The organism is Rhodoblastus sp. (genome assembly GCF_052145335.1).
Taxonomy (GTDB): Bacteria; Pseudomonadota; Alphaproteobacteria; order Rhizobiales; family Beijerinckiaceae; genus Rhodoblastus.
Window position 1 is genome coordinate 32289 of record NZ_JBKQOU010000013.1, and the last position, 10855, is coordinate 43143.

Here is a 10855-nt window from a genome sequence, read left to right on the forward strand (position 1 = left end):
TCAGCAATAAATCCAGTTTAGCCGCGACTCAATGGAATCGGACTATGGTTTTGTTGCGACGCATCCGCTTCGCGGGAAGGCTCAGTTATACCTCACCCCGTCCTGGATCTCCGACGGCGACAGCGCGAACGGCGCCTTGATATTGCCGAGGGTGCGCAAGTCCAGCGTAAACATCAATGTCTGGTTACGGGTATAGGTAGGCGGGTAGCCGTAGTTATCCGAGATTGCATTTGTATACAGCAGGCTCAGCTTGGTACACTCGTCGGCGTAGCCGACGCCCATGCCCCAGGTCGCGATGGCGAAGACAGGGGCATCTGGCGGATATACGTTCGGCGCCAAGGGGACGCCATTGTAATAATGGCGTCCAAGGTCGAAATTGATGTTACCCTGCACAAAGTAATGTTCGATCACGTCATAACGCGTATTGAATTGCAAGCCTTCGCGCCGATAGACATAGCCTATCAGCGGCTGCTGTTCGTAATTGGCGAATTGTGCGCCGAAGTGAATGGGGCCGTAATTCGCCGTGGCCGCTGCGTCGAACCGCCGCATAGCCCAAGTGTCCTCGTCGAACCGCGCCTTGGCGACCAGGGTGTAATTCGAATTCGGCGAATAGGCGATTCGCGAGACGTAATCCGAGGCCCTGGTGTCGAGGCCGGAGGAAAGGCCGATATTGGCCATGTCGGGCTGGTCGTAATTATTGATCCCCGCCAGTTGATAAGACTGGCCGAACAAGGCGCTGGCATAGCCGTTCTGGTCCATGTCCAGCGTGAATTGGGCGCCGTAGTTGGCGCGCACGCCGGTTTCGAAGCGGTCGTAGCCTGAATATTTGTTCCACTCGAACAGATTGGTGTCGTCGAACACCAGGCTCTGCGCGTCCATATTGACCAGCGTGTTGGGGTTCTGGGCGTTCGGCCGGGCGATGACCTGGGCGATCGGCTCGACGACCACATTGCCGATCGGGCTCCTGGCCAGCAGCGGATAACGCCATTCGACGCCAATTCCCGGAGTCACAAAGCCATTGGCCTGGTTGTTGTTCGACAAAAAGGCGCTTTGGCTGGAGTTGGCGATGGTGTCGGTGACCGGGATGCCGTTGCTGCTGCCGAAGAACGTGTCCGAACCGGACGTGTTGTAGCTCAGGTAATTTCCATTGGCCCGCGCGAAGGCGAAGGGCGTCCAGACTTCCCCCAGCGGATCGATATATTTGCGCTGCCAGGAGACCTGCAAGGTGCCGCTGGTATAGTCGCCGCCGATGCCCCGCAACAAGCAGTTGCTCTGGTTATAATCGGGCTGGCCGGTCACCGGATTGCGGCAAACGTTAAAGAGGCCGTACTGACGGTCGAGCGTCACCGCGCCGATCTGCTGATAGGAGGCCAGGCCAGCCGACGAACTGGTCACATTGGCGTCGATCTCAAGCTGGCCGCCGAGACCGAAGCTCTGTTCCGGCTTGACGTCGATGGTCTTGTTGTAATCCATGATCGGCCAGACGCCCGCGAGCTGCTGCTGCAGGTCCGAATTGGCCAAGCCCTGGAAGGAGAAGCCGCGCAGGTCGAAATAACCGCGATCGCCCTGGCCGGTGATGAAAACCGTCGACGAGGTTTCGCGGAAGAAAAAGCTGTTCGGATTGCCGGTCAGGTCGCCGGTGGGCAGGCCGTAATCGTTCAGATACCATTTGTCCGACACGCGGGCGATGTCCCAGCCGAACTTCCACATCGGGCTCAGCCAAATGGAGCCGAGCGATTCGATCGCGCCGCGATTCGTCGTGTTGCCCGATCCGTAGGGCTGGGGCTCGAAGGCGGCGTCCTGTTCCTGATGAATGCCGCTCGCCAGGATCTGGTAATAGCCGTTGTCCAGGCGGTGACGGAATTCGGCTTCGCCGAACACCCCCTGCCGCGTCATGTACATCGGCGTCAGCGTCACATCCATATTGGGCGCGATCGCCCAGAAATAAGGGACGCCGGCGCCAAATCCGGTGGTCGAACGATAGGTCAGGCGCGGCGCGAGGAAGCCCGACTGGCGCGTCACGCTGGGGTCGGCCGCGGAGAAGAAGGGCATATAGGCGATCGGCACGCCATAAAGCTCGAACCACGCATGCTCGTAATAGAGCATCTGCTCGGCGTTCTTGTGGATGATCCGGTCGGCGCGCAGCCGCCATAAAGGCGGCCTTTCCGGGTGCTCGGCGCAACTGGCGCAGGCGGAATAGGTTCCCTTCTCGAACACTGTGGTGTTGGCGTCGCGCTTTTCCGAGCGCGAGGCGCTCATATGGGTCTTTTCCTTGGTGTCGGCGCGCACCGTATCGACGAAACCCTGTTTGAAATCGCCGGTAAGCTCCATTTTCTCGGCGTGGGTCACACCGCCGTCGGGTTCGGTGAGCTTGACCGAACCTTCCGCCAGCACGCGGCCGGTGTCGCGGAAATAGGTGACGTGATCCGCTTCCAGGATCTTGTCCTGGTAATAGATCTGAGCGTCGCCGTCGGCCGTGACCGTATGCGCCTTGTCGTCGTAGATGACGCTGTTGGCCTCGACCACCATCGGCGACTTCTTGTCGCCGGCGGCGCCGGCGAGGCGGTCGTTAAGCGTATGGGTGGGCGCCGCAGGCGCCGGCGTCTGGGCCTGAGCGTCGCGCGTAAAGGCGGGCAGGGAGACGAGAAGCGCGAAAACGACGGCGAGAAACCCGGAAACGCAACCGCGCGTAAAGCCCGCAACGGCTCGGCCGGTAGCCGCTCGGTCTTTTTTACGGCGATGAGAGCTTTTCGCCATCAGCCGTCCTCGCGGTTCAAAAGTGTCAACGCACCCAACATATTCGCTACGATCGCCGGCGACCAGGCGGCGACGGGCGCGCTCAGCACTCCCGCTCCGCCAAGATCGGAGACCAGTTTTGTCGCGACATAAAGCACGAAGCCGGCGCCGACGCCACCCAAAACCATAATGCCGATTCCGCCCATGCGGGTTTGTTTCAACGAGAACGAGGCGGCGATGAGAACCATGGCCGCAAGAAGCAGAGGCAGAGCTAGAAGCGACTGAAAACGCAAGCGATACCCCACAGCGTCAAGCCCCGCGCCTTGAGTGTCCTCCACCACGCGCGGCAAGGACCAGAAGGGCACGGATTCGGGCGATACGAAACTCTGCACGACCTGACTTGGGGAAAGATTAGTCGCAAGAAGGTAAATTTCCGTCAATCGCGGGTCGATTCCCGGCGCTGTGATGGTCGCGTGGCTCAAGCGCCATTCCTTGCCTTCCAGGCGGGCGTTGTCGGCGTCCACGCGCTCGATGAACTTGCCTTTGGGGTCAAACACATAGGCCGAGACGGCGCCGAGGGCGAGGCCCGATTCGGCCGAGGTCTCGGCGCGCAGGATCGACTGGCCGTCCTTGCTCTTCTGCCGGATCCACAGGCTGGAATCGTTGAGCGATAACTTCGATTTGAAAATATCGGTCTCGATCGAGTCGGCGCGCTGGCGCATCAGCGCCGAGGCCGGATTGTAGATTCCTATGGCGAACAGGCCGATACCCAAGGCGCCGAGCAAAGGCGGGGTCAGGAATTGCCACACCGAGACGCCGGCGGCGCGCGCCACCACCAGTTCCAGCTTGCGGGTAAGATTGATGAAAGAAGCCATGGCGCCGAACAGCACCGCGAAGGGCATGACCTGTTCGGAAACCGCTGGCGTGCGCAAAAGCGAGAGCAAAGCCACCAGGCCGGCGCTGGCTTTGGGAACATCGCTGGCGCGGCGCAGCATTTCGACGAAATCAACCATGTAGATCAGGCCGAAAATGGTGAAAAACACCACGGCGACGCTTTTGACGAAGCGCGAGGCAAAATAGAGACCTAGGGTTTTTCCGATCATTCAGGCCGCCGCAAGGCCTGTCCGGGCGCGCCGGAACGGGTTTTCGAAGGCGAATCGGAAAGCATAAAGCGCCGCCAGCGCACAGCCGAAAAGAGGCAGTGCGTAGGCAAGAGGAATGGCTGCGGCCCCGCGCGCCATCAAGGCGGAAGCGCCGAAGCCGCCGACCCGCAGCAGCAACGCAAAACCAACGGCGGCGGCCATGGCCGCGCCGCGATTCTGTCTTGTGGTGCGTGGCGCGCCGAGGGCAGCGAAAGCGATCATGCCCATGGCCAGAGCATATAGCGGGGCGATGAACCGTTCGTGAAGTTCCGCACGGAACCGCCCCTCATTGAACTTTACATAATCTTCGGCGGTGTCGTAGGCGAGCAGCACAGGGGTGGATCGTTCGCGGGGACGCAATGGCGCTCCGTCGGCGCGCGAGCCGAAATGGCTGAGGTCGAGCGCGTAGGAATCGAACACGATCATCGCCGGCGTCGTGGCGCCTTTGTCTTGCCGTTGGATCGTGCCGGTCTCCAGCACGAGATAATTCTGCTCGCCGACTTTGGCGGCTATGCCGGTTTCGGCGAGATAGACGTTGTTCTGGCCTTCATCGCGGCGATCGAGCATGAAAATGCCAAGAAGGGACCCGCCTGGTCCCCGGTCGCGATAATGGAAGATGAGGCCGGGCTCCAGCATGTTGAAGGCGCCGGGCCGGACGACCCGGGTGAGGAAATCGGATTGCACCTCAGTCATCGCGTCGCGCATGACGCTAAAACTCCAGGGCATCGCCCAGAGCGACATGAAGCTGGAAAAAAGCGCCACCGACACGATCAGCGCCGCATAGGGCCGAAACAATTGATAAGGCGAGAGCCCGGCGGCCGCCGTCACGACCAGTTCGCTGTCGCCATTGAGCTTGTTGAGAGAAAACAGCGTAGCGATGAACAAGGCGATCGGCGCGATCACCATGATCAGCGAAGGGATGATCAGGCTGGTGATATGAAAAAACACAATCAGCGACTGGCCCTTGGTGGTCATCAGATCGAAATCCTTCATAGCCTGGGTCAGCCAGATCACCGCCGTCAAAACCCCCAGGGCGGCCAGGAAGGCCGACGCGCCGATCTTGAAAATATAGCGTTCGATGAGCGTCATTTCTTCGCTGAACCTGGTCCTGTGCCGAGAGGTTAATCAAAGGCTTGCGTCAACGATCTAATTCGAGACCTGAGATCGATGACCCAAATCGCGGATCTGGATCGAGGATTCTGGTCGAGGGTCCGACCCAAATCACCGTGACGCTTTCTACCGCATAAAGCCTCCGCGAAAAGCGCCGTTTGAACTTTTTTCCCGGCTGTGTCGTTTGGGTATCGTCTTTCGCCGCCCATCGTCTTTCGCGCCCATCGTCTTTCGCCGCCAATGCGGCATTTCCATGTCCGCTTGTGCGGGGCCTTAGTTCACACTCGATGAACTCCACGCATTGACCGGTTTCGCCGCCCCGGCGCATAGTATCGGCATCGCGCACGCCGCGCCCAAAAGGCCGGTGATTTCCTTCGACTCCCGCGGATCCGCGCGCTTCGCGCCGCTTCGGGCGTCGGCATCGATTGAGGTTTCCATGTCCGGGTCGGTTTCCATTGACGTCGTCTCACTCTCGGAGGGCGTGGCCTCTCTGCCCGAACATAGCGGGCAGGTCCTGGTGGTTTTCGCGGGTGACGGGCTCGGACTAGGGGCGGCGACGCAAGCCGCGCTCGGCGACGCGGCGGCGCTGATCCCGCGCGCGGCGGAAACCGCCAGTTTCAAGGGCAAGATCGGCTCCAGCCTCGACATTCTTGCGCCGGCGGGCGTCGCCGCGCCTCGGTTGATCGTGCTCGGAGCCGCGCCGGAAAAAGAAGGCGAAAAGCTCGATTATGTGCGGCTCGGCGGCCTCGCCGTGTCGAAACTCGGCAAGGCGAAAAAGGCCTTGATCCTGTTCGATTTCGCCGCGCCGCCCGAAAATGTCGCCACCGCAGCGGCCGATTTTGCTTTGGGCCTGCGCCTGCGCGCCTATAAATTCGACCAGTTCAAGACGAAAAAGAGCCAGAAGGACGAAGCCGATTCGCCCTCGCCGCTCGATCTGCAACTCGCTGGCGCCGACAAGACCGCGCTCGAAGCGGCGACATCGAGGATCGAAGGTCTAGCCGACGGCGTTGATATCGCCCGCACCCTGGTCAATCTGCCGCCGAACCTGCTCTATCCCGAATCGTTCGCGGAAAAGGCCAAGGAACTGGAAAAGCTCGGCGTCGAGGTCGAGGTTCTTGACGTTCCGGCGCTGGAGGCCTTGGGGATGCGGGCGCTGCTCGGGGTCGGGCAGGGCTCCGTGCGACCAAGCCGTGTCGTCGTCATGCGCTGGAACGGCGGGGCTTCGGGCGCGGCGCCGGTGGCCTTCATCGGCAAGGGCGTCTGTTTCGATTCGGGCGGCATATCCTTGAAACCAGGCGCCGGCATGGAAGACATGAAGGGCGACATGGCCGGCGCGGCCTGCGTCGTCGGCCTGATGCACGCCTTGGCCTCGCGCAAGGCGGCGGCCAACGTGGTCGGAGCGATCGGGCTGGTCGAAAACATGCCCGGCGGCGCGGCGCAAAGGCCAGGCGACATTGTCGCCTCCATGTCGGGCCAGACCATCGAAATCATCAATACCGACGCGGAGGGACGCCTGGTGCTGGCCGACGTGCTTTGGCACGTGCAGAGCGCCTACAAGCCCAAATTCATGATCGATCTCGCCACCCTCACCGGCGCCATTATGGTGGCGCTGGGGCAGGAATACGCCGGCCTTTTCAGCAATAACGACGAACTGGCCGAAAACCTGACCAAGGCCGGCGTGGCCACCGGCGAGAAGTTATGGCGGATGCCGATGGGGCCGACTTACGACAAGCTGATCGATTCGAAATTCGCCGACATGAAAAACACTGGCGGCCGCCACGCCGGCTCGATCAGCGCCGCGCAATTCCTCCAGCGCTTCGTCAACGACACGCCCTGGGCGCATCTCGACATAGCCGGAATGGGCATGGGTTCGCCCACCAACGACCTCAACCAAAGCTGGGGTTCTGGTTTCGGCGTACGCCTGCTCGACCGTCTCGTGGCGGATTTCTATGAGAAATAATGCCTGAGATCTGGTTCTATCAATTGAAGCGGCGGACGCTCGAACAGGTTTTGCCCAATCTGGTCGAGCGGACGCTGCAACGCGGCTGGCGAGCGGTAGTCCAGGCGAAAACGCCGGAGCGTCTCGCCGCCATCGACGATCTGCTCTGGACCTATGCCGAGGATAGTTTCCTGCCTCATGGCGCCGCCGCCGATGGGAACCCTGATCTACAGGACGTGTGGCTGACGCTCGGGCCGGATAATCCCAACGGCGCAAAAATCCGCTTTCTCGTCGAAGGCGTCGCCGCAGAGCCTTTCGTCGAAACGGACTATGTCCGGCTGATCCTGCTGTTCGACGGACGCGATGAGGAAACTCTCGGCCAGGCTCGTGAACAATGGAAAATTTTGCGCCAGCGCAATGCAAAACTCGCCTACTGGGCAGAGACGGAAGAGGGTGGTTGGCGCCAACAGGCGTAAACCATAAAAAGCCTGTTCTGAGCGGCTGCCGTATTTCGGCCAAAATGTGAAGGCCATTGTGCGGCTTGGCCGCACGACTTATGGCAACGTGGCGGCTTGTTGGCCGCGCGCATGCGATGGAGTTTACCATTTGCCTCAACCGTGTGGTTACTTCCCTGGCGCAAAGTGGCGCGTGATGAGTCCAATCGCCGCCTTTTCGCTGGTCTCGAGCCCGAACCGCCGCGCCTTGCACCGCCGTGCATGGGGCGCCTGCGAATTCGCGGTTTTGAAAAACCGGGTTGTTCGCCAATCATGACCGCGCCTGCTTCCCGCCACCTTCCCGATCCATCCCGCCGCCTGCTCGCCAGGGCGGGGTCGCTCGCGGCCCTCGCCAGCGCGCTCGCCGTGGGCGGCTGCGCCCAGGCGCCGACTTCACAGCAGCAGCGCCACGCCAAAGAATATTTCCCATCGAGCATCTACGGCGCCGCCAGCCCGCGCGTCATCGCCGACGGCGAACCTGTGCCCAAGGGCGGCGGCCAATATCTCGTCGGCCACCCCTATACGGTCGCCGGACAGACCTATGTCCCCAGCGAGCGCAAATACGCCGCTGTCGGCATGGCGTCATGGTATGGCGACGCCTTTCACGGCCGCCGCACCGCCAATGGCGAGATTTACGACAAGGACGCCATTTCGGCCGCCCATCCGACCATGCCGCTGCCAAGCTATGCGCGGGTGACCAATCTGCGCAACCACCGCTCGATCATCGTCCGCGTCAACGATCGCGGTCCCTATCATGGCGGACGCGTCATGGACCTTTCCGCCAAGGCGGCGGAAGCGCTGGAATACAAACATATCGGGTCGACCAAAGTGAAAGTCGAATATGTCGGCCGCGCCTCCATCGCCGGCTCCGACGACCGCAAATTGCTGGCCACCCTGCGCTTCGACGGCCAACCGGCGCAACTCGACGACTTCGCCTTTTCCCAGACGCGCGTCGCCGAACAACGCGAAATGCCGCGCTCGGCGCCGCAGCCGCAGCCCGGCCGCGACATGGAGCGCATGGCGCTGGCCGAACCGGAAAGCGCGGCGGAAGAACAGGCCGCGCCCTTGCCGCCGTCCCGGCCGGTCGAGACCGCCGTTCGCCCAGTCCCGGCGTCCGAACGCCTCGCCTTGGCCGAACTTGCCGCTCCAGCCGTTCCCTTGCCAAAGAATCCGCCGCTGCCGCCACAACGGCCGTTCGATCTCGGCACGATCCCCGGCGCCGACACGCCGATCGCCGTCGCCCGCCGATAAGGCCCCAAGGCCCGTCGAAAGATAGGCTTCCAAACACGCCTTTTGGCGGCGCAATTTCCCTCGAGGGTCTGGCGGGTTCGGTCCAAAAGCGCTATCTATTGCCCGCGTCGCTCGCGCTTTTCGCGCCGGGAAGGTTGACGCCTGCTCATTATTCAGGGTGGTTTTTTCGCCGCCAACGGCGACGATGGGGGTTACGTGCGGTCGATTCCCTTGCCCTTTATGGTTCGCCTCGCCCTTGCGCTGGGAGTGATCGCGTGTGGCGGAAACACTTTCGCGCAGAGCTTCTCCACCGTCGCGCCTCACGCCATGGCGATGGATGTCGACACCCAGACCATTTTGCTGGAGAAAGCCGCCGACGATCCGGTCCAGCCGGCCTCGGTCGCCAAATTGATGACGGCGGAACTGGTGTTTCGCGACCTGAAAAAGGGCTCGATCACCTTCGATACGCCCTTCTATATTTCCGAAAAAGCCTGGAAGGCCGGTTCCGGCGGCACATCGATGTTCGCCAGGGTCGACACCAAGATCAGGGTCGAGGATCTGCTGCGCGGCCTGATCGTGCAGTCGGGCAATGACGCCGCCACTGCACTGGCGGAAGGTCTGGGCGGATCGGAAGAGAATTTCGCCGCTATGATGAATGTCCGGGCGACGGAATTGGGGCTGACCAAGTCCCATTTCACCGATTCCTGGGGTTCGCCCAATCCGGCCCAGGTCGTCACGGCGCGCGACATGGCGACGCTCGCCGAATATCTGATCAAGACCTATCCCGAATATTATCATTTCTTCGGCGAGAAGGAGTTCACCTGGAGCAAGATCCGGCAGCTCAACCGCAATCCAATTCTGTTTAACGACATCAACGGCGACGGGCTGAAAGTCGGCAACCTGCCGGGCTGCTGCTTCAATCTGGTGGGATCGGCGGTTTATGACAATCAGCGGCTGATCGTCGTCATTCTCGACGCCAAGACCGCCAAGGACCGGGCCGAGGAGGCGCGCCGCATCTTCAACTGGGGTTTTCACGGCTTCGACGCCAAAATGCTTTTTTCCGCTGGCGAGACCATCGGATCGGCGAAGGTCTTTGGGGGCGCCAAGACGGAGATTCCGTTGGTATCGGATACAGACGTAAGGCTGCTGGCGCCGCGCGGCTCCGGCGACAAGCTCAGCGGCAAGATCGTCTATACCGGGCCGCTGATCGCGCCGGTAGCCGCCGGACAGACCGTGGCGCGGCTTAAGATTTATCGTGGAACGACACTGGCGCTCGACACGCCGCTGAAGACCGGCGAAGCGGTCGAATTGGGACCGCTGGCCCAGCGCGCCAAGGACGCGGCGCTGGAACTGACAATGCAACTGTTCCACAAGGGGCTCGCCAGCGCCCTTCATGCGACCGAAAAGAAACCCGAACCCTCGGCGAACGCGGCGCCTTGAACCAGTCTTGATAAGCGTTATGACTGTGTGCATTCAGGAGCCTGGTTTGCGCGACGGTCGGTTCATCACATTCGAAGGCGGCGAGGGCGCCGGGAAATCGACCCAGATTCGCCTGCTCGCCGAGCGGTTGCGGCAAGGGACGCCCTATGCCGTGCGAGGAGTGGTGGTGACGCACGAGCCGGGCGGCACGCCGCTGGCGGAGAAACTCCGCGGAGTGATCCTTTCCGGCGCCGCCAGGCAATTCGGACCGCTCGGCGAGGCTTTGCTGTTTTCCGCCGCCCGCATCGACCACATTGACCGCGTCATCGGCCCGGCCTTGCGGCGCGGCGCCTTTGTCCTGTGCGACCGTTTCGCCGATTCGACCCGCGCCTATCAAGGCGCCAAGGGTGGCGCAGATCCCGCTCTGCTGCTGGCAATGGAAAAAGTCGCGCTCGGCAAGTTGGCGCCGAACCTGACCTTCATTCTCGACCTGCCGCCGGAAGTGGGCCTGGAGCGGGCGCGGCGCCGGCGCGGCGAGGGCGAGGCCGACCGTTTCGAGGCCGAAGACCTGGCTTTTCATGCGCAACTACGCGATAAATTTCTCGAAATCGCCGCCTCCGAACCCCAGCGCTGCCGCGTCATCGACGCGACGCTTCCACCCGAAATCGTCGCCGACGCCATCTGGACGACGGTTTGCGAAAAATTTCTGAAGGCTTTTACGGACGGCAAGAAATGGGCGTGAGAAAGCCGGCCGACGCGCCGCCGGAAAGCGATCGCTTTCTTCC

General features: G+C 61.8%; 9 protein-coding genes. 5 read left to right on the plus strand and 4 right to left on the minus strand.

All coding sequences use genetic code 11. The features are described 5' to 3' along the window. Positions 1 to 81: 81 nt before the first annotated feature. The 4 genes from ACLP2E_RS01035 to ACLP2E_RS01050 form a co-directional block, all read right to left on the minus strand. Positions 82 to 2757: an LPS-assembly protein LptD gene (locus ACLP2E_RS01035; protein ID WP_442464903.1), complete on the minus strand. Its 2676-nt coding sequence runs from the start codon at positions 2755 to 2757 to the stop codon at positions 82 to 84. After that, the gene (lptG, locus tag ACLP2E_RS01040; protein WP_442462759.1) at positions 2757 to 3839 is read right to left on the minus strand and encodes an LPS export ABC transporter permease LptG; all 1083 of its coding nucleotides are present in this window, start codon (positions 3837 to 3839) and stop codon (positions 2757 to 2759) included. Before lptG ends, ACLP2E_RS01035 begins: the two co-directional genes overlap by 1 nt. Beyond that, positions 3840 to 4967, minus strand: a complete 1128-nt coding sequence (gene lptF, locus ACLP2E_RS01045) for an LPS export ABC transporter permease LptF (protein WP_442464904.1) — start codon at positions 4965 to 4967, stop codon at positions 3840 to 3842. A gap of 294 nt (positions 4968 to 5261) precedes the next feature. Further along, entirely contained in the window at positions 5262 to 5444 is a 183-nt protein-coding gene (locus ACLP2E_RS01050) for a hypothetical protein (RefSeq protein WP_442462767.1), read from the minus strand. Between ACLP2E_RS01050 and ACLP2E_RS01055 the strand changes: the two genes are divergently transcribed. The 5 genes from ACLP2E_RS01055 (at position 5425) to tmk (ending at position 10812) form a co-directional block, all read left to right on the plus strand. After that, the gene (locus ACLP2E_RS01055; RefSeq protein ID WP_442462757.1) at positions 5425 to 6948 is read left to right on the plus strand and encodes a leucyl aminopeptidase; all 1524 of its coding nucleotides are present in this window, start codon (positions 5425 to 5427) and stop codon (positions 6946 to 6948) included. The genes ACLP2E_RS01050 and ACLP2E_RS01055 overlap by 20 nt on opposite strands. Beyond that, the gene (locus tag ACLP2E_RS01060) at positions 6948 to 7403 is read left to right on the plus strand and encodes a DNA polymerase III subunit chi (RefSeq protein WP_442462756.1); all 456 of its coding nucleotides are present in this window, start codon (positions 6948 to 6950) and stop codon (positions 7401 to 7403) included. Before ACLP2E_RS01055 ends, ACLP2E_RS01060 begins: the two co-directional genes overlap by 1 nt. 291 nt (positions 7404 to 7694) lie before the next feature. Beyond that, complete coding sequence (locus tag ACLP2E_RS01065; protein ID WP_442464905.1) at positions 7695 to 8672, plus strand: septal ring lytic transglycosylase RlpA family protein; 978 nt, start codon at positions 7695 to 7697, stop codon at positions 8670 to 8672. Positions 8673 to 8867: 195 nt separating this feature from the next. After that, a complete protein-coding gene (locus tag ACLP2E_RS01070; RefSeq protein ID WP_442464242.1) occupies positions 8868 to 10091 on the plus strand; it encodes a D-alanyl-D-alanine carboxypeptidase family protein in 1224 nt (407 codons plus the stop codon). A gap of 19 nt (positions 10092 to 10110) precedes the next feature. After that, the gene (tmk, locus tag ACLP2E_RS01075) at positions 10111 to 10812 is read left to right on the plus strand and encodes a dTMP kinase (RefSeq protein ID WP_442464906.1); all 702 of its coding nucleotides are present in this window, start codon (positions 10111 to 10113) and stop codon (positions 10810 to 10812) included. The last annotated feature ends 43 nt before the right edge of the window (positions 10813 to 10855 follow it).

Excerpts from the sequence above, each read along its gene's own strand:
- ACLP2E_RS01035 (WP_442464903.1), bottom strand. The coding sequence starts at position 2,757 with ATGGCGAAAAGCTCTCATCGCCGTAAAAAAGACCGAGCGGCTACCGGC.
- lptG (WP_442462759.1), bottom strand. The coding sequence starts at position 3,839 with ATGATCGGAAAAACCCTAGGTCTCTATTTTGCCTCGCGCTTCGTCAAA.
- lptF (WP_442464904.1), bottom strand. The coding sequence starts at position 4,967 with ATGACGCTCATCGAACGCTATATTTTCAAGATCGGCGCGTCGGCCTTC.
- ACLP2E_RS01055 (WP_442462757.1), top strand. The coding sequence starts at position 5,425 with ATGTCCGGGTCGGTTTCCATTGACGTCGTCTCACTCTCGGAGGGCGTG.
- ACLP2E_RS01050 (WP_442462767.1), bottom strand. The coding sequence starts at position 5,444 with ATGGAAACCGACCCGGACATGGAAACCTCAATCGATGCCGACGCCCGA.
- ACLP2E_RS01060 (WP_442462756.1), top strand. The coding sequence starts at position 6,948 with ATGCCTGAGATCTGGTTCTATCAATTGAAGCGGCGGACGCTCGAACAG.
- ACLP2E_RS01065 (WP_442464905.1), top strand. The coding sequence starts at position 7,695 with ATGACCGCGCCTGCTTCCCGCCACCTTCCCGATCCATCCCGCCGCCTG.
- tmk (WP_442464906.1), top strand. The coding sequence starts at position 10,111 with ATGACTGTGTGCATTCAGGAGCCTGGTTTGCGCGACGGTCGGTTCATC.